Below are 17,959 nucleotides of genomic sequence, written 5' to 3'. Positions count from 1 at the left end.
CTTCAAATACTGAACATCATGGCGGTCAACAGGAAGTCGAGGCCGAGCACCGAAAGCGATGCCATGACCACCGTGCGCGTGGTTGCGCGCGACACGCCTTCAGGCGTGGGCTGGGCTTCGTAGCCCTGCAGCAGCGCGATGAAGGTCACGGTGAAACCGAAGACGATGCTCTTGATCACGCCGTTGCCCACGTCGCGCCAGACATCGACGCCGCCCTGCATCTGGCCCCAGAACGCGCCCGGATCGACACCCAGCATCAGCACGCCGACCACGTAGCCGCCCATGATGCCGACCGCGCTGAACACGGCCGCCAGCAGCGGCATCGTGATGACGCCGGCCCAGAAGCGCGGGGCAAGAATGCGCCGGACCGGGTCGACCGCCATCATTTCCATGGCGCTGAGCTGTTCGCCGGCCTTCATGAGGCCGATTTCCGCGGTGAGCGAAGTTCCGGCACGCCCGGTAAAAAGCAAGGCAGCCACCACTGGGCCGAGCTCGCGCACCAGGCTCAGGGCAACCAGCAGGCCGAGCGCCTCGGAAGAACCGTAGCGCTGCAGCGCGTAATACATCTGCAGGCCCAGCACGAAGCCCACGAAAAGGCCGGACACCGCAATGATGGCGAGCGAGTAGTTGCCCAGAAAGTGAATCTGGTCGCGCACCAGGCTGAAGCGCCGCAGGCTCTGCGCGCCTTGAAACGCCAGGCGCACGAACAGCTTGGCGCCATAGCCCATATCGGCGAGCTTGCTGCGCACGGCAAAGCCGACATCGGCGGGCTTCCACCAGGTCATGCGCGCCCCCCTTCGTTGCCGAAATCTGCTTCGATTCCAACGCCAGGGTAATGAAAATGCACGGGCCCGTCGGGCAGCGCATTGACGAACTGGTGAACCAGCGGATCGGCGCTTTGCCGCACTTCGTCGGGCGTGCCCTGCGCCGCGATGGCGCCGTTGGCCAGGATGATCACGTGATCGGCGATGCGGAATGTTTCTTCGAGATCGTGCGAGACGACGATGCTGGTCAGTCCCAGCGTGTCGTTGAGCTGGCGGATCAGCCGCGCCGCAGTGCCGAGCGAAATCGGATCCAGTCCGGCAAAAGGCTCGTCGTACATCACCAGGTCGGGGTCTAGCGCAATGGCACGCGCAAGCGCCACGCGCCGCGCCATGCCGCCGGACACTTCGCTGGGCATGAGGTCGCGCGCGCCGCGCAAACCCACTGCGTCGAGCTTCATGAGGACGATGTCGCGCACCAGCGCTTCCGACAGCTGCGTGTGTTCGCGCAAAGGAAAGGCAACGTTGTCGAACACGCTCATGTCGGTGAACAAGGCACCGAACTGAAAGAGCATGCCCATGCGGCGCCGTGCTTTATAGAGAGCGGCGGCGTCGAATTTGCCGACGTCCTGGCCGTCGAACAGCACTTCGCCGCGCTGCGCCCGCTGCTGTCCGCCGACAAGCCGCAGCACGGTCGTCTTGCCGCCGCCCGAGGCCCCCATGAGCGCGGTGACCTTGCCGCGCGGGATGGCAAAGGACACACCGTCGAGAATCGCACGCGCGCCATAGCCGAACGTAACGTCGCGGAACTCTACAAAGGGGTGTGGCTGTGCGGCTGGGTCCATCTCAATAAAAAAGCCGGGCACCTTGACAGGCATCCCGGCATGCGGTTTCCGCAAATGATAGCGGGGCCGTGAAGGGCCCCGCGAAATTGAAACAAAATTCAGCGAGGTAAGTCGCTAAATCCCATCAAAAACTCGTCTACCGAGCGCGCAGCCTGCCGGCCCTCGCGAATTGCCCACACCACGAGCGACTGGCCACGGCGGATATCGCCTGCCGCAAACACCTTCGGCACGTTGGTGGCGTAGCCGCCAATGAAATCGACGGTGGCCTTGGCATTGCCGCGTGCATCCTTCTCGACGCCGAAGGCATCGAGCACGGTGGCCACGGGGCTCACGAAGCCCATGGCCAGCAGCACGAGGTCGGCCTTGAGGATCTGCTCGCTGCCAGCCACTTCCTGCATCTTGCCGTCCTTCCACTCGACGCGGACGGTCTTCAGGCCGGTGACCTTGCCCTTTTCGCCGATGAACTCCTTGGTGGAGATGGCGAACTCGCGCTCGCAGCCTTCTTCGTGGCTGGAACTGGTGCGCAGCTTGATCGGCCAGTAGGGCCAGGTCAGCGGACGGTTTTCTTCCTCGGGCGGCTGAGGCATCAGCTCGAACTGCGTGACGCTGGCGGCGCCATGGCGGTTGCTGGTGCCCACGCAGTCGGAGCCGGTGTCGCCGCCGCCGATGACGATGACGTGCTTGCCGTCGGCACGCAGCTGGCCCTTGACCTTGTCGCCCGCATTCACGCGGTTCTGCTGGGGCAGGAACTCCATCGCGAAGTGAATGCCGTCCAAGTCGCGGCCCGGCACCGGCAGGTCGCGCGACTGCTCGGCGCCGCCGGTGAGCAGCACGGCGTCGAATTCCTTGTCCAGCTGCTCGGGCGTGACGGTTTCCTTGGCGAGGTTGGTCACCTTGGAGCCTTTGCCCAGCGGGTCTTTTGCGGCACCGACGATCACGCCGGTGCGGAATGTCACGCCCTCGGCCTTCATCTGCTCGACGCGGCGATCGATGTGCGTCTTCTCCATCTTGAAGTCGGGAATGCCGTAGCGCAGCAGGCCGCCGATGCGATCGTTCTTTTCGAACAGCGTCACGTCATGGCCGGCGCGAGCGAGCTGCTGCGCCGCGGCCATGCCGGCCGGGCCCGAACCCACCACGGCCACCTTCTTGCCCGTCTTGTGCTTGGCAACGCGCGGCGCCACCCAGCCTTCGTCCCAGGCGCGGTCGATGATGGCGTGCTCCAGCGACTTGATGCCGACCGGGTCGTCGTTCACGTTGAGCACGCAGGCGGCCTCGCAGGGGGCGGGGCAGATGCGGCCGGTGAACTCCGGAAAGTTGTTGGTCGAGTCGAGCACCGCGAAGGCGTTCTGCCAATCGTTGCGGTAAACGAGGTCATTGAAGTCCGGAATGATGTTGTTGACCGGGCAGCCGCTGTTGCAGAACGGCGTGCCGCAGTCCATGCAGCGTGCGCCCTGTACCTTGGCCTGCTCGTTCGTCAGGCCGACGACGAATTCCCTGTAATGCTTGACGCGCTCTTCGACGGGCTTGTAGCCCTCTTCGATGCGCTCATGCTCCATGAAGCCGGTGATCTTTCCCATCGCGATTCCTTTTACACCCCCGTTGCTTGCTCACTGCGTGTAGCCGCCACCCCCCTCAAGGGGGCAACACCAGCGGCCCGGCAAAGCCGGTTCCGCGGTGTTCCCCGAAGGGGCTGTGGCAGTTTCACGTGCTGCATGCCGTGTGGGAGCTAGTTCTGTTTTTTGGTTGATCTTCAAACTGCGGCCGGGGTGGCCTGCGGCGCGGCGGCCACCGCGTGCGGCTCCAGGCCGATGTGCGCGTTGTTGCCGCTGCTCGTGAGCTCGACCTTGCGGTCGTGCAGCTCGGCGAGCGCACGCTTGTATTCGTTCGGGAACACCTTGACGAACTTGGTGCGGGCCACGGCCCAGTTGTCGAGCAGTTCGCGCGCACGCTTGCTGCCGGTCCAGCGGTGGTGCTCTTCGAGCAGCTTCCTGAGCTGGGCCTCGTCGGTCTCGCCGCCGTGCCAGATCTTGCGGTGCACGCTCGCGGTCTGCTCGGCCGAGGTCAGCACCTTGTCGAGCGACACCATCGAGAGATTGCAGCGCGTGGCGAACTGGCCGTCTTCGTCGTAGACGAAAGCCACGCCGCCGCTCATGCCGGCCGCGAAGTTGCGGCCCGTCTTGCCGAGCACCGCAACCGTGCCGCCGGTCATGTATTCGCAGCCGTGGTCGCCCGTGCCTTCGACGACCGCCGTGGCACCCGAGAGACGCACCGCGAAACGCTCGCCGGCCACGCCGCACAGATAGGCTTCACCGGTGGTCGCGCCGTAGAGCGCGGTGTTGCCGACGATGGTGTTGCGCGTGGCTTCGCCGCGGAAATCAAGGCTCGGGCGAACCACCACGCGGCCGCCGGAAAGGCCCTTGCCGGTGTAGTCGTTGGCATCGCCGATCAGGTAGAGCGTGATGCCGCGCGCCAGGAAGGCGCCGAACGACTGGCCGCCCGTGCCTTCGAGCTGGATGCGGATCGAATCGTCGGGCAGACCCTGCGGATGCACCTTGGTCAGCGCGCCCGACAGCATGGCGCCCACCGAGCGGTTGACGTTGCGCGCCACCTCGATGAACTGCACCTTCTCGCCGCGCTCGATGGCGGGACGCGACTTTTCGATCAGCTTGACGTCGAGCGCACGCTCGAGGCCATGGTCCTGGTTCTCCACGTGGTAGCGCGGCACCTCGGCCGGCACCGTCGGCAGCGCGAACAGGCGGCTGAAGTCCAGGCCGGAAGCCTTCCAGTGCTCGATGCCCTTGCGCATGTCGAGCAGGTCGGCGCGGCCGATCAGGTCGTCGAACTTGCGGATGCCGAGCTGGGCCATGATCTGGCGCACTTCTTCGGCCACGAAGAAGAAGTAGTTGACGACGTGCTCGGGCTTGCCCGAGAACTTCTTGCGCAGGATCGGGTCTTGCGTGGCCACGCCCACCGGGCAGGTGTTCAGGTGGCACTTGCGCATCATGATGCAGCCTTCGACCACCAGCGGCGCGGTGGCAAAGCCGAACTCGTCGGCACCCAGCAGGGCGCCGATGGCGACGTCGCGGCCGGTCTTCATCTGGCCGTCGGCCTGCACGCGGATGCGGCTGCGCAGGCGGTTGAGCACCAGCGTCTGCTGCGTTTCGGCCAAGCCGATTTCCCACGGGCTGCCCGCATGCTTGATCGACGACCAGGGCGAAGCGCCCGTGCCGCCGTCATGGCCCGCGATCACCACGTGGTCGCTCTTGCACTTGGCCACGCCGGCCGCGATGGTGCCCACGCCGATTTCGCTCACCAGCTTGACGCTGATGCTCGCATGCGGCGCGGCGTTCTTCAGGTCGTGGATCAGCTGCGCCAGGTCTTCGATCGAGTAGATGTCGTGGTGCGGCGGCGGCGAGATCAGGCCCACGCCCGGAACCGCGTAGCGCTGCTTGCCGATGTACTCGGTGACCTTGCCGCCGGGCAGCTGACCGCCCTCGCCCGGCTTGGCACCTTGCGCCATCTTGATCTGGATCTGGTCGGCCGAATGCAGGTACTCGGCCGTGACGCCGAAGCGGCCCGAAGCCACCTGCTTGATGCGCGAACGCAGCGAGTCGCCGTCCTTCAGCGGCAGGTCGACCTCGACGTTGGCCGCGCCGATCACACTCTTGAGCGTGTCGCCCTGCTTGATTGGAATGCCCTTGAGCTCGTTGCGGTAGCGCGCCGGATCTTCGCCGCCCTCGCCCGTGTTGCTCTTGCCGCCGATGCGGTTCATGGCAATGGCGAGCGTGGAGTGCGCTTCGGTGCTGATCGAACCGAGCGACATCGCGCCGGTGGCAAAGCGCTTGACGATTTCAGCCGCGGGCTCGACCTCGTCGACCGGAATGGCCTTGGCCGGGTCCAGCTTGAACTCGAACAGGCCGCGCAGCGTGAGATGGCGGCGGTTCTGGTCGTTGATGAGCTGCGCGTACTCCTTGTACGTGTTCCAGTTGTTCGAGCGCGTGCTGTGCTGCAGCTTGGCGATGGCGTCGGGCGTCCACATGTGCTCTTCGCCGCGCGTGCGCCAGGCGTATTCACCGCCGGCGTCGAGCATGTTCGAAAGAATCGGATCGTCGCCGAAAGCCGCCTTGTGCATGCGGATGGCTTCCTCGGCAATCTCGAACACGCCGATGCCCTCGACGCGGCTGGCTGTGCCGGTGAAGTACTTGTTGACGGTGGCGGTATTCAGGCCGATGGCTTCGAACAGCTGCGCGCCGCAGTAGCTCATGTAGGTGCTGACACCCATCTTCGACATGATCTTCGAGAGACCCTTGCCGATGGCCTTGACGTAGTTGTAGACCGCCTTCTCGGCGCTCATGTCGCCCGGCAGGTCGGCGTGCATGGCCGCCAGGGTTTCCATGGCCAGGTAGGGGTGCACGGCTTCCGCGCCGTAGCCCGCCAGCACGCCGAAATGATGCACCTCGCGCGCCGAACCGGTCTCCACCACCAGGCCGGCGGTGGTGCGCAGGCCCTCGCGCACCAGGTACTGGTGCACGGCCGACAGCGCCAGCACGGCGGGGATCGCAACCTGCGTGGGGCTCACGCCGCGGTCGCTCACGATCAGGATGTTGTGGCCGCCCTTGATGGCGTCGACTGCCTCGGCGCACAGCGACGCCAGCTTGGCTTCGACGCCTTCGTCGCCCCAGGCGAGCGGATAGGTGATGTCGAGCACGTAGCTCTTGAACTTGCCCTGCGTGTACTTGCCGATGTCGCGCAGCTTGGCCATGTCGGCGAAGTCGAGAATCGGCTGGCTCACCTCGAGCCGCATCGGCGGGTTGACCTGGTTGATGTCCAGCAGGTTGGGCTTGGGGCCGATGAACGACACCAGCGACATCACGATGGCTTCGCGGATCGGGTCGATCGGCGGGTTGGTCACTTGCGCGAACAACTGCTTGAAGTAGTTGTAGAGCGGCTTGTTCTTGCTGGAAAGCACGGCCAGCGGGCTGTCGTTGCCCATGGAGCCGATGCCTTCTTCACCGGCCTGCGCCATCGGGCTCATCAGGAACTTGATGTCTTCCTGGGTGTAGCCGAAGGCCTGCTGGCGGTCGAGCAGCGCGACCTGGTTGACGGGTGCCGCGACGGGTTCCGCCTTCACGCTGTCGAGCTTGATGCGCAGGTTTTCGATCCACTGCTTGTACGGCTTGCTGTTGGCGAGGGTGGCCTTGACCTCCTCGTCATCGATCATGCGGCCCTGCTCCAGGTCGATCAGGAACATCTTGCCGGGCTGCAGGCGCCACTTGCGCACGATCTTCTGCTCGGGCACGGGCAGCACGCCGGACTCCGAAGCCATGATGACCAGGTCGTCATCCGTCACGCAGTAGCGCGAGGGGCGCAGGCCGTTGCGGTCGAGCGTGGCGCCGATCTGGCGGCCGTCGGTGAACACGATGGAGGCCGGGCCGTCCCACGGCTCCAGCATGGCGGCGTGGTATTCATAGAACGCGCGGCGGCGCGGGTCCATGGTGGCGTGCTGTTCCCAGGGCTCGGGAATCATCATCATCACGGCCTGGCTGATGGGGTAGCCGGCCATCGTCAACAGCTCGAGGCAGTTGTCGAAGGTGGCGGTGTCGGACTGGCCGGCAAAGCTGATCGGGTACAACTTCTGCAGGTCGGCGCCGAGCACCGGCGACGACATCACGCCTTCGCGCGCCTTCATCCAGTTGTAGTTGCCCTTGACCGTGTTGATTTCGCCGTTGTGGGCAACGTAGCGGTACGGGTGGGCCAGCGGCCACTCGGGGAAAGTGTTGGTCGAGAAGCGCTGGTGCACGAGGCCCAGGGCCGAGATGCAGCGTTTGTCCTGCAGGTCGAGGTAATAGGTACCCACCTGGTCGGCCAGCAGCAGGCCCTTGTAGACCACGGTGCGGCTCGACATGCTCGGAACGTAGTATTCCTTGCTGTGCTTGAGCTTCAGGCGCTGGATGTTGGCGCTGGCGGTCTTTCGGATGACGTAGAGCTTGCGCTCGAGCGCGTCCTGCACGATCACGTCGTTGCCGCGGCCGATGAACACCTGGCGCAGCAGCGGCTCCTTGGCGCGCACGGTGGGCGACATCGGCATGTCGCGGTTCACCGGCACGTCGCGCCAGCCGAGCAGCACCTGGCCTTCGGCCTTGATGGCGCGTTCCATCTCTTGTTCGCAGGCTTCGCGCGAGGCGTGTTCCTTCGGCAGGAAGATCATGCCGACGCCGTATTCGCCGGGCGGCGGCAGGGTAACGCCCTGCTTGGCCATTTCTTCGCGGTACAGGTGGTCGGGCAGCTGGATCAGGATGCCCGCGCCGTCGCCCATGAGCTTGTCAGCGCCCACTGCGCCGCGATGGTCGAGGTTTTCGAGGATCTTCAGGCCCTGAAGCACGATCGCATGGCTTTTCTCGCCCTTGATGTGCGCCACGAAGCCGACGCCGCAGGCATCGTGCTCGTCGGCACCGGAATACAGACCGTGTTGTTGGAGATGTTCGATCTCGGCAGCCGTCGTCATGGCGCACTCCTTCAGTTTTTCGCAGGGAAGAGAAGGATATTGCGATGCACAAAGAATGCCAAACACTTTAATAGGGGTCAGATTCTGATTATATTCCGAGTGTTCCAGTCAGAATTAAATTGGGGACATATTAAAAGAAGAAGCAACACAGCCCAAGATTGCGCCGTCCGCCGAGCTTCAGGCTCAGGAGTTGGCGGTAGATGGCGGTCGACCGGCCTTAGCCTTGGCGACTCGCCGCTCGGTCGACTTTTGAAGCGAAGCAAGAAAATCCGCGTCGCCGGCCGCCCACCCGCGCAAAGTGGCTTCGGTCAGAGTGCCCTGATCGGCGGAACGCACGCCCGCGCGCACCAATTCGACATATGCAGCCTCACGGGCGAAAGGCGTGTTGCCAAGCTCCCAGTAGAGCGGATGCGGCGTCAGCAGCCTGTCGTGCCGCAGGCCGGCATAGTGGCCGTGGCTGGACCATGGAAAGTCGCGCGCGTCCACGACCATGCCGGCCCGCACCGGGTTGAGGTCGATGTACGCCATGCAGGTCATCAGATAGCGATCGGTCTGAATCAGCGTCGACCTGTAGCGCCCCTCCCACAAGGTGCCGCTGCGGCCGTGGCGGTCATTGAAATAGCGCACATAGCTGCGCCCCACCGACTGCATGAACTGCGGCAGTCCGGTGGCGGTACTGGGCGTTGCCAGCAGATGGAAGTGGTTGTCCATCAGCACATAGGCGTGCAGCGCGATGCCGAAGCGCACGGCGTTGTCGGCCAGCAGGGCGAGCAAGCGCTCGTGGTCCGCACGGTCGACAAAGATCGCCTGGCGGTTGTTTCCGCGCTGGATCACGTGGTGCGGCATGTCGGCCAGCGTGAGGCGGGGGAGACGGGCCATGGCTTGAAGGCGGCGCGTGCTCGCGGATTTCAGCTCAGGCGAAAGCGCGTCTCGCCCAAGGCATCGAGGCCGAACTGCGCCAGCAACTCTCCCAGTCGGGCGGCAGCGGCGGCCTTGCGCTGCCCTGTGTGGCGCGCCAGGATCAGCTCGTTCTTCATGCTGTGCTCCCAGCCCACCAGTTCGGTCACGGTGACGCTGTAGCCGTTGGCCTCGAGATAGAGGCAGCGCAGCACATTGGTGAGCTGGCTGCCGATTTCGCGGGTGTGCAGCGGATGGCGCCACAGTTCGGCCAATGGCGTGCGCGACAGCGCGAGCGCCTTGGTTTCGCGCAGGCAGGCGGCCACCTCGGCCTGGCAGCACGGCACCAGCACCATGCAGCGCGCCTTCTTCGCGAGGCCGAAGGCAATCGCATCGTCGGTGGCGGTGTCGCAGGCGTGCAGCGCGGTGACCACGTCGATTCGCTCGGGCAATTCGCTCGCGTTCGCCGATTCGGCGACGGTGAGATTGAGGAAGGACATGCGGTCGAAGCCGAGCTGCCTGGCGAGCGCGCGCGATTTTTCCACCAGCTCGCTGCGCGTCTCGATGCCGTAGACGTGCCCGCCTTCGCGCGAGCGGAAGAACAGGTCGTAGATGATGAAGCCGAGGTACGACTTGCCCGCGCCGTGGTCGGCCAGCGTGGCCTCGGCGCCGCCGCCCGGCAGTTCGCGCAGCAGTTGCTCGATGAACTGGAACAGGTGGTACACCTGCTTGAGCTTGCGTCGCGAATCCTGGTTGAGCCGGCCTTCACGCGTAAGGATGTGCAGCTCTTTCAGGAGCTCGACGGACTGGCCCGGGCGCAGAACCTCGGACAACTCGGCTTCGGCCTTGGCAGTCTTTGCGGTCTTCACGGTCTTGGTCGCTTGTGCATTCATCTTCGGGCGCTCCCGGGGCCCACGTCGAGCGCGGCCCAACCTTCGGGGCCCAGGGCTTCGAGCGTTTCGATGTTGCGCTCGAAGATTGCCTCCGCCTCCGGGAAGGCTTCAACCGCGCGACTCACGCTGTCTTCGCGCAACAGGTGCAGCGTGGGATACGGCGCGCGATTGGTTGCGTTGGAGATGTCGTCGGGCTCGGTGCCGCCGAACTGGAACTGCGGATGAAAGCTCGCCAGCTGGAACACACCGTCGAACCCCGCGCGGGCGAGCTTGCGTTCGGCGCGTGCCGTGAAATCGTTGAAGTCCAGAAAATCCGCCAAGGTGTTGGGTGCTATCAGCAAGGTGGTGTCGCGCACGGAGACTTCGAGCGCTGCGAGTTCATTGGCCTCGGAAAGAAGCATTTCGATCAGCGCGGCGTCGTCGGCCGGCATGTACACGGCGAGGTGAATCTGCGCCTTGACATGAACCGCCTTGGCAAAGGGACACAGGTTGAGTCCGATCACCGCACGTTCGAGCCAGCGCCGGGTATCGGCTTCGGCCTGCATGGCCTCGATTGTCGCCGCGCCCGTCATGCCACTGCCGCCGCAAGGCGTATTCGTCCAAGGTGTCGCGCCATGGCCATGCCGGCCAGCGAACATGCCAGCGTGGCCGTCCATGTCCAGTGCCAGCCGCCGACACGGTGAGCCACCCAAGCCACCGCGGGCGGCGCCAGGAACTGCCCCAGCGAGGAGGCCTGCTGCATGAGTCCGACCGTGGTCGAAACGGTGCTGGGCCCAGGCGCCATGCGGACCCCGAGAAGGAACAGCGTTGCCGGCACCATGCCGCCGCCCAACGAAAAGAGGCAGACAGCGGCATAGCGAAGCGCTGGGGGCAGGCCGAGCGCGTCGGCGCCCTGCCCCATTTGCGCAAAAGCTGCCACGCCTCCCAGCGCCATTGCGCCGAAGCCCAGCTGCAGCAGGCGCTCGGGCGCAACGCCGCGTTGCAGCCAGCGCCCGCCCGCCACGTTGCCGACGATGTTCATCGCGGCCGCGATGGCGGTGAGCACCGCATTCCAGCCTGGCGGTACACCCGCGCCGGCATAAATGGCGGGAAGGAAGCCGATCACCGCCATCCACTGGGCGGAATACACGGCAAACGTCAGCGCGATCATCCAGGGTGCGCGTGCGCCGACCGTCGCGCGCAGCCGCGACGACCACCCCGCCGTTGCACCGCCCACGGCGGCGGAGCGAACCTCGTCCGCGGGTACGGCCAACCACAACCAGACCACCACGGCGGCCGAAACGGCGGAAAGCGCCAACCACCAGTCGGACCACCCGCCCCAGGCGATCAACGCCGGACCCAGCAGCAGCGCAAGCGCGACGCCAAGCGGCATGTACGCACCCCACAGTCCGAGCGCGGCCTTGTCCGCTCCGGCCGGCGTCAGCGTGCGGATCAACCCTGGCCCCGGCATGACCGCCAGCAGAAAGCCAATGCCTTCGGCGGCGCGCAGAACCAGCAGCCACCGCACTGCGTGCGCATCGCCGAAGAGGCCGGCGCCGACGGCGCCGCCAAGCAGGCTGGCGACAACCAGCACAAGCAACCCCGTGAGCATGCTGCGCCGAAGGCCGATGGTGTCCGCCGCAAGCCCGATCGCCAACCCGAGGGTCATGCTGGCCACCTGCACCAGCGACAGCAGAAACCCGGCTTCGACAAGGCTGATGCCGAGTGAAGCCTGCAAGGCCGGCACGGCGGGCGGCAGCTTGCCCAGGTGCAGCGCAGCGCTGACGCCGCCGAGCAGAACGGCGAAGGCAGCGGCTGGAACGCGTGCCGACACGGTAGCCACCGAACTCACCCGATGCCCCGCCGGCCGGTGAGCCTTTCGTGCTCCCGCATGGCGAACCGATCGGTCATGCCGGCGATGTAGTCGGCCACGGCGCGATGCCGGTCGCTGCGGTCGGCGTAGGAAGCGGGCATTTCGGCGTTTCGCTCGAGGTATGCATCGAACAGTTCCCGCACCACCTGCTGTGCCTGGTCGGTGGTTTGGGTCACCTGCGGATGCCGATAGAGGTTGCGGAACAGGAAGCTCTTGAGCTCGCTGGACTGCGACTGCATGGTTTCGCTGAACGCGACGAGCGGCGGCGAGTTGCGGACGCCGTCGGCATCGACCGGAGCTGCACTTTCGACCGCCGCACGGGTGGCATCGATCACGTCATAGACCTGGGCGCTCAGCATGCGCCGGATCGTCTCGTAGAGCACGCGCCGCCCTTCCAGCCTGGGGTACTCGGCGAGCGCCTCGCGGCGGTAGCGCTCGAAAAGCTCCACCTCGCCGAGCTGCTCGACGCTGATGAGCCCCGAGCGCACGCCGTCGTCGATGTCGTGCGCGTTGTAGGCGATGGCGTCCGCCAGGTTGCACAGCTGCGCCTCGAGCGCCGGCTGGGTGCGGTCGAGGAAGCGCCGGGCCACGCCATTGGGTTCGGCGGCCTCCAGGCGTTCGGCATTGGCACGCGAACAGTGCTTGAGAATGCCCTCGCGGGTCTCGAAGCTGAGATTCAAGCCGTCGTACTGCGGATAGCGGTGCTCCAGCGCATCGACCACGCGCAGGCTCTGCAAGTTGTGCTCGAAGCCGCCGTGGCTTTCCATGCAGGCATTGAGCGCGTCCTGCCCCGCGTGGCCGAACGGCGTGTGGCCGAGGTCGTGCGCCAGGGCAATGGCCTCCACCAGGTCTTCGTTGAGGCGCAAGGCGCGCGCGATGGAGCGGCCGAGCTGCGCCACCTCCAACGAATGCGTGAGCCGGGTGCGGAACAGATCGCCTTCATGATTCAGGAACACCTGCGTCTTGTAGACCAGGCGCCGGAACGCGGTGGAATGCACGATGCGGTCGCGGTCGCGCTGGAAGGCATCGCGCGTAGGTGCGGGCGGCTCGGCATGTCGGCGCCCGCGCGACCGCGCGGGGTGGCAGGCATAGGCCGCAAGACTCATCGGCGCACCCTTGGCGCTGCGCTCACCCGGCGCTGCAGCACTGCGCGAGCACTTCGCGCACGAGCGCATCGGGCGCGCTGCTGACCGCGGCGGAGCCCGGCTTGTCGATAACCACAAAGCGGATTTCACCGGCTTCTGATTTCTTGTCGACCCGCATGAGCTCAAGGTAACGGTCGGCTCCGAGCGCCGGGCCGACGGTTGGCAGGCCGGCGCGTTCGATGAGCCGCGTGAGCCGTTCGACAAACGCCGTATCGACGCCGCCAAGCCGCTGCGACAGGTGCGCCGCCATGACCATGCCGCAGCCGACCGCTTCGCCGTGCAGCCATTCGCCGTACCCCAGGCCCGACTCGATCGCGTGGCCGAAGGTGTGGCCGAAGTTGAGAATGGCGCGGAGGCCCGTTTCGCGCTCGTCCTGCCCGACGACCAGCGCCTTGATTTCGCAGCTGCGCCTGACGGCGTAGGCCAGCGCGGCGGGATCGCGGGCCACCAACGCATCGATGTTCGCTTCGATCCAGTCGAAGAACGCCATGTCGTGGATGGGCCCGTACTTGATGACCTCGGCCAGGCCCGCGCTCATCTCCCGCGGCGGCAGCGTCTGCAACGTGCCCAGGTCGCACACCACGAGCTGCGGCTGATAGAACGCGCCGATCATGTTCTTGCCCAGCGGGTGGTTGATCGCGGTCTTGCCCCCCACCGACGAATCGACCTGCGCCAGCAGCGTGGTCGGCACTTGGACGAACGGCACGCCGCGCATGTAGCTGGCGGCCGCAAAGCCTGTCATGTCGCCCATCACGCCGCCGCCCAGGGCGAACAGCACAGTCTTCCGGTCGCTGCCGTGGCCGAGCAGCGCATCGAAGATCAGATTCAGGGTCTGAAGGTTCTTGTGCGCCTCGCCGTCGGGCAACTCGAGAAGGTGCACGGTGCGGAAACGGCCGGCCAAGGCTGCGTGCAGCGCCTTGGCATAGAGTGGTGCCACCGTGGTGTTGCTGACGATCAGCGCGCTGGCAGCGTCGGGCGCCGCGGCAAAGCTCGAAGGTTCACCGAGCAGGCCGGCGCCGATCAGGATGGGGTAGCTGCGCTCGCCGAGCTGGATATCGACGCGTTCTGGCGGTGCGGAAGGTGCGGGCAATGGCATGCAGCGAGTTTAGGCGCTGCGGACCGGTTGCTCAGGCGGCGGGTTCTTCCGGGTGGGCACCCGGCGCCACGATGCCGGCGAGCTCCAGCTGCATGACGATGATGTTCACCAGCATGGCGATCGACGGGCGGCCCGTGTCGACCACGTCGTGGGCCGTTTCCCTGTAGAACGGGTCGCGCGCATCGTGCAGCTCGCGCAGCCGCCCGAGCGGATCGGCCACCTGCAAGAGAGGCCGCTTGACGTCGTGCCGCAAGCGGCGAAACAGGTCTTCGGGGGAAGAGCGCAGGTAGATCACGTGGAAGTGGTCCCGCAACTGCTTGCGATTGACCTCCCGCAAAACCGCCCCGCCTCCCGTGGCAAGCACGCCGTGGGGCTGTGCGCAAAGGTCGGCAATGACTGTCTGCTCGAGGTCCCGGAAAGCGATTTCGCCTTCGCGCTCGAAGTAATCGCGAATCGAGCAGCCGATGCGGTGCTCGATCACGTGGTCGGTATCGACGAACGGAAGGCCGAGGCGAGCGCCCAGGCGCCGCCCCACTGCGGATTTACCGGCGCCGGGCAAACCGACGAGTGCGACCGCCACGCGGTGGCTGCTACGCCCGCGCGTCAGCGCGCGGCGTTGCGGTCGGTAATCATCTTCGGAGTGATAAAGACGAGCATTTCGGTCTTGTTGGCAACGCGTTCGCGCTTGCGGAACAGTGCCCCAAGGTAGGGCACTTCACCCAGCACCGGCACGCGCGATTCGTCATTGGTTTCGGTGAGTTCGAAGATACCACCGATGACGACCGTGCCGCCGTTCTCGACCAGCACTTCGGTCTGCACGTGTTTGGTATTGATGGCCGGGCCTGCCGAGGTGTTGACGCCGCGGGCATCCTTGCTCACGTCCAGGGTCAAGATGATGTTGCCTTCGGGCGTGATCTGGGGCGTGACCTCGAGCTTGAGCACCGCCTTGCGGAACGAGATCGAGGTTGCGCCGCTGGACGTGGCCTGCTGGTAGGGGATTTCTTCGCCCTGCTCGATCAGCGCCTTGGTCTGGTCGGCCGTGATGACGCGGGGGCTGGAAACCAGCTTGCCCTTGCCGTCGGCTTCCAGTGCCGAGATCTCGAGGTTCAACATGCGCGACAAGCTCGAGTTGAACAGCGAGATCGCGAAGGTACCGGGCGCATTGCCGGTGCCGCCGGCATCGCCTGCGGGCAGGTTGAGGAAGTTGGAGTTGGTCCAGGTAGCTGCTGCTGCGCCGACGCCGCCGGTGGTGGTGGTGGGCATGACGCCGAGGGTGCCGTATGCCGGATTGCCGTTGGCCGACGCGACGCGTTCGCGGGAGATACCGCCGCCCAGACGCACGCCAAGCGACTTGCCAAAGGTGTCGGAAGCCTCAACGATACGAGCTTCGATCAGCACTTGGCGAACCGGAATGTCGAGCTTCTGGATGAGTTCGCTTACCTGTGCAAGGCGTGACGGCACGTCGGAAACGAACAGCTGGTTGGTGCGCGACTCCGCGATCACGCTGCCGCGCGGGCTCAGGATGCGGGTCGTGGTGCCGGAGCCGCCACCGCCGCCGGACGAAGCGCCGGTGCCGGTCAGGCCCTGGGCGATGGCAATCGCCTTGGTGTAGTTGAGCTGGAACGACTGGGTGCGCAGCGGCTCCAGGTTCTCGATCGCAGCCTTGGCTTCGAACTCGAGCTTTTCCTTGGCGTTGATTTCGTCCTTGGGCGCTATCCACAGCACGCTGCCGTTCTTGCGCATGCCCAGGTTCTTCGCCTGCATGATGATGTCCAGGGCCTGGTCCCACGGCACATCCTTCAGGCGCAGCGTCAGCGCGCCGGTGACCGAGTCGGAGGTCACGATGTTGAAGTTCGTGAAGTCGGCAATCACCTGCAGCAGCGAGCGGATCTCGATGTTCTGGAAGTTCAGCGACAGCTTCTCGCCGTTGTAGCCCACGCCTTGCGTCAGCTTGGTCGGGTCGACCTTGCGGGCACGAACCTCGACGACGAACTGGTTCTCGCTCTGGTAGGCGCTGTGCTCCCAGTCGCCCTTGGCCTCGATCGTCATGCGAACACGGTCGCCCGACTGTTGCGAGGTGATCAGTTGGACCGGCGTGTTGAAGTCGGCCACGTCCAGGCGGCGGCGCAGGCCTTCGGGCAGCGTCGACTTGGTGAACTCGACGACGAGGTTCTTGCCCTGCTGCTTGACATCGACTCCCACCTGGTTGTTCGGCAAGTCGACGATCACGCGGCCGGTGTTGTCGGAACCGAGGCGGAAGTCGACGTCGCGCAGCGGCAGCGTGTCGCGGTTGCGGTTCTCGGCAAACACGGTGGGCGTGGACGATGCCAGCGCCGTGCCGGCCACCGGCTCCAGAATCACCAGCAGCGACTTGCCCTGGATCTCGGTCTTGTAGGCGGTTGCCTGCTTGAGGTTCAGCACCACGCGGCTGCGCTCGCCGGCCTGCACCACATTGACGGAACGCAGGTTGCCCTGGTTCACCTCGATGGCGGAGCGCCCGATGGCGTTGGTAACCCCCGGGAAATCAAGCGCAATGCGCGCCGGGGTCTGAACGGCAAAGCCGGTCGGCACGGCCGCGAGCGGCTGCGCCAGGTCGATGCGGATGACCTCGGCGCCGGATTGCGTCGAACTGGTTACTGCTTCGATGGCGTTTTGCGCATGCGCCATGGCAAATGCGCCGAATGCCAGCAGACCTAGCCCGGCAGCTCGCAGCCGCTGTGCCATTGTTGATTTTTTCTGATTCATTTCGCACTCTCTTGCAGCTGCAATGTCGCCACGCGTTCGATCCATTCACCGGCAGCGTCTTGCACGATTTCACGCAAGGCGACTTCGGTTTCGTTGATACGGGTAATGCGCCCGTAGTTGAGCCCCAGGTACTCGCCGACGCGCACCTTGTAGAGGAGCTTGTCGACACGGACCAGCGCCACCGGCTGGCCGTTGCGGTTCATGCTGCCCACCATGGCCATCGAGTCGAGCGGGAAGGCTTCGAGCGCTTCCTTGCGGCGCGCCAGTTCAGGCGCGATCAGCTCCGATGTGCTGGGCTGGTTCGATTCGCGGCGCAGTGCCTGCGTGAGCTTCAGCAGGTTGAACGGCTCGAAAGCAGCCCCTTCGGTATAGGCCTGGGGCGTGAATTTCTTGGGCTCGGTGATCGGCGGCACATTGGGCTTTACCTGGGCACGCTGCTCGACCATCCAGCGGCGCAGGTCTTCCTGCTCCGAATCGGCGCAGGCGCTCAGGCCCACAGCGGCCGCTACCAGCCACATGAGTTTGGCGATCGTCCTCATTTCTTGGCCTTCGGCGCCGCGGCGCGTTTCTGGGCCGCCCGCTCTTCGTCATCGAGATAGCGGTAGGTGCGTGCCGTGGCATCCATCGTGAGCGTGCCGTCCTTGTCTTTTTGCGGAGTGATCGTCAGGTTGTTCAGCGTCACGATGCGCGAGAGGCCGGCGACGTCGGCGGCAAACGAGCCGATGTCGTGGTAGCGGCCGGTCACGCGCACGGCGATCGGCAGTTCCGCGTAGTAGTCCTTGACCGAAACCTGCCCCGGTCGGAACAGCTCGAACTGCAGGCTGCGGCCGAGGCCGGCCTGGTTGATGTCGGACAACAGTGCGTCCATTTCCGCCTTGCTCGGCAGCTGCTTCTCGAGCAGCGTCACATATTGCTGCACCTGCTCGCGCTGCTTCTTCAGCAGCTCGAGGTTGGCGGCCAGCGCGACCTTCTTCTGGTAGTCGGCGCGCAGCGTAACTTCCTTGGCGCGCTCGCCTTCGAGCTCGTCGTTCGAGTTGGTGAGCCACAGGAACCACAGGCCGACCAGCACCATTGCCGTCACCGCCAGGCACAAGGCATAGCGGGGCACCGGCGGCCAGCTGGCCGGATCGTTCGGATTCAGGTTGCGGAACTGGTCACCGAAGCCACGGAACGCGGCGGCGACGTCTATCTTTTGAGAGGGGCGATTGCTTGCCATGATC

The 17,959-nt window shown here is 65.4% G+C and carries 14 protein-coding genes; all 14 read right to left on the bottom strand.

The window, feature by feature from the left end; translation table 11 throughout:
* Window positions 1–2 precede the first annotated feature (2 nt).
* A complete protein-coding gene (mlaE, locus tag EJI00_RS00600; RefSeq protein ID WP_126745528.1) occupies window positions 3–785 on the bottom strand; it encodes a lipid asymmetry maintenance ABC transporter permease subunit MlaE in 783 nt (260 codons plus the stop codon).
* The gene (locus EJI00_RS00595; protein WP_126745527.1) at window positions 782–1,639 is read right to left on the bottom strand and encodes an ABC transporter ATP-binding protein; all 858 of its coding nucleotides are present in this window, start codon (window positions 1,637–1,639) and stop codon (window positions 782–784) included. Before EJI00_RS00595 ends, mlaE begins: the two co-directional genes overlap by 4 nt.
* 65 nt (window positions 1,640–1,704) lie before the next feature.
* On the bottom strand, window positions 1,705–3,183 hold the full coding sequence (locus EJI00_RS00590; RefSeq protein ID WP_126745526.1) for a glutamate synthase subunit beta: 1,479 nt from the start codon (window positions 3,181–3,183) through the stop codon (window positions 1,705–1,707).
* Between the two features lie 173 nt (window positions 3,184–3,356).
* The gene (locus tag EJI00_RS00585; protein ID WP_126745525.1) at window positions 3,357–8,111 is read right to left on the bottom strand and encodes a glutamate synthase-related protein; all 4,755 of its coding nucleotides are present in this window, start codon (window positions 8,109–8,111) and stop codon (window positions 3,357–3,359) included.
* A gap of 183 nt (window positions 8,112–8,294) precedes the next feature.
* Window positions 8,295–8,990: a transposase gene (locus tag EJI00_RS00580; protein ID WP_126745524.1), complete on the bottom strand. Its 696-nt coding sequence runs from the start codon at window positions 8,988–8,990 to the stop codon at window positions 8,295–8,297.
* Window positions 8,991–9,019: 29 nt separating this feature from the next.
* Window positions 9,020–9,901 (bottom strand): class I SAM-dependent methyltransferase, encoded by an 882-nt coding sequence (locus EJI00_RS00575; protein WP_126745523.1) that lies wholly within the window; start codon window positions 9,899–9,901, stop codon window positions 9,020–9,022.
* Entirely contained in the window at window positions 9,898–10,473 is a 576-nt protein-coding gene (locus EJI00_RS00570; protein WP_126745522.1) for a DUF1415 domain-containing protein, read from the bottom strand. The genes EJI00_RS00575 and EJI00_RS00570 overlap by 4 nt, the downstream gene beginning before the upstream one ends.
* A complete protein-coding gene (locus EJI00_RS00565; protein ID WP_126745806.1) occupies window positions 10,470–11,723 on the bottom strand; it encodes a CynX/NimT family MFS transporter in 1,254 nt (417 codons plus the stop codon). Before EJI00_RS00565 ends, EJI00_RS00570 begins: the two co-directional genes overlap by 4 nt.
* 5 nt (window positions 11,724–11,728) lie before the next feature.
* A complete protein-coding gene (locus tag EJI00_RS00560) occupies window positions 11,729–12,859 on the bottom strand; it encodes a deoxyguanosinetriphosphate triphosphohydrolase (RefSeq protein ID WP_126745521.1) in 1,131 nt (376 codons plus the stop codon).
* 22 nt (window positions 12,860–12,881) lie between these two features.
* On the bottom strand, window positions 12,882–13,994 hold the full coding sequence (aroB, locus tag EJI00_RS00555; protein ID WP_126745520.1) for a 3-dehydroquinate synthase: 1,113 nt from the start codon (window positions 13,992–13,994) through the stop codon (window positions 12,882–12,884).
* 31 nt (window positions 13,995–14,025) lie between these two features.
* Window positions 14,026–14,574: a shikimate kinase gene (locus tag EJI00_RS00550; RefSeq protein ID WP_126745519.1), complete on the bottom strand. Its 549-nt coding sequence runs from the start codon at window positions 14,572–14,574 to the stop codon at window positions 14,026–14,028.
* Between the two features lie 23 nt (window positions 14,575–14,597).
* The gene (pilQ, locus tag EJI00_RS00545) at window positions 14,598–16,739 is read right to left on the bottom strand and encodes a type IV pilus secretin PilQ (RefSeq protein ID WP_126745518.1); all 2,142 of its coding nucleotides are present in this window, start codon (window positions 16,737–16,739) and stop codon (window positions 14,598–14,600) included.
* Window positions 16,736–17,278: a pilus assembly protein PilP gene (locus EJI00_RS00540; RefSeq protein ID WP_126745517.1), complete on the bottom strand. Its 543-nt coding sequence runs from the start codon at window positions 17,276–17,278 to the stop codon at window positions 16,736–16,738. The genes pilQ and EJI00_RS00540 overlap by 4 nt, the downstream gene beginning before the upstream one ends.
* Window positions 17,275–17,955: a type 4a pilus biogenesis protein PilO gene (locus EJI00_RS00535; RefSeq protein ID WP_126745516.1), complete on the bottom strand. Its 681-nt coding sequence runs from the start codon at window positions 17,953–17,955 to the stop codon at window positions 17,275–17,277. The genes EJI00_RS00540 and EJI00_RS00535 overlap by 4 nt, the downstream gene beginning before the upstream one ends.
* Window positions 17,956–17,959: the final 4 nt, after the last annotated feature.

The organism is Variovorax sp. DXTD-1, assembly GCF_003984625.1.
Classification (GTDB): Bacteria; Pseudomonadota; Gammaproteobacteria; order Burkholderiales; family Burkholderiaceae_C; genus Variovorax.
This window is presented reverse-complemented; position numbering and strand designations above follow the sequence as displayed.

What these genes read in the sequence shown, in the direction of transcription:
- mlaE (WP_126745528.1), bottom strand. Translation starts at nt 785, where the DNA reads ATGACCTGGTGGAAGCCCGCCGATGTCGGCTTTGCCGTGCGCAGCAAG.
- EJI00_RS00595 (WP_126745527.1), bottom strand. Translation starts at nt 1,639, where the DNA reads ATGCCTGTCAAGGTGCCCGGCTTTTTTATTGAGATGGACCCAGCCGCA.
- EJI00_RS00590 (WP_126745526.1), bottom strand. Translation starts at nt 3,183, where the DNA reads ATGGGAAAGATCACCGGCTTCATGGAGCATGAGCGCATCGAAGAGGGC.
- EJI00_RS00585 (WP_126745525.1), bottom strand. Translation starts at nt 8,111, where the DNA reads ATGACGACGGCTGCCGAGATCGAACATCTCCAACAACACGGTCTGTAT.
- EJI00_RS00580 (WP_126745524.1), bottom strand. Translation starts at nt 8,990, where the DNA reads ATGGCCCGTCTCCCCCGCCTCACGCTGGCCGACATGCCGCACCACGTG.
- EJI00_RS00575 (WP_126745523.1), bottom strand. Translation starts at nt 9,901, where the DNA reads ATGAATGCACAAGCGACCAAGACCGTGAAGACCGCAAAGACTGCCAAG.
- EJI00_RS00570 (WP_126745522.1), bottom strand. Translation starts at nt 10,473, where the DNA reads ATGACGGGCGCGGCGACAATCGAGGCCATGCAGGCCGAAGCCGATACC.
- EJI00_RS00560 (WP_126745521.1), bottom strand. Translation starts at nt 12,859, where the DNA reads ATGAGTCTTGCGGCCTATGCCTGCCACCCCGCGCGGTCGCGCGGGCGC.
- aroB (WP_126745520.1), bottom strand. Translation starts at nt 13,994, where the DNA reads ATGCCATTGCCCGCACCTTCCGCACCGCCAGAACGCGTCGATATCCAG.
- pilQ (WP_126745518.1), bottom strand. Translation starts at nt 16,739, where the DNA reads ATGAATCAGAAAAAATCAACAATGGCACAGCGGCTGCGAGCTGCCGGG.
- EJI00_RS00540 (WP_126745517.1), bottom strand. Translation starts at nt 17,278, where the DNA reads ATGAGGACGATCGCCAAACTCATGTGGCTGGTAGCGGCCGCTGTGGGC.
- EJI00_RS00535 (WP_126745516.1), bottom strand. Translation starts at nt 17,955, where the DNA reads ATGGCAAGCAATCGCCCCTCTCAAAAGATAGACGTCGCCGCCGCGTTC.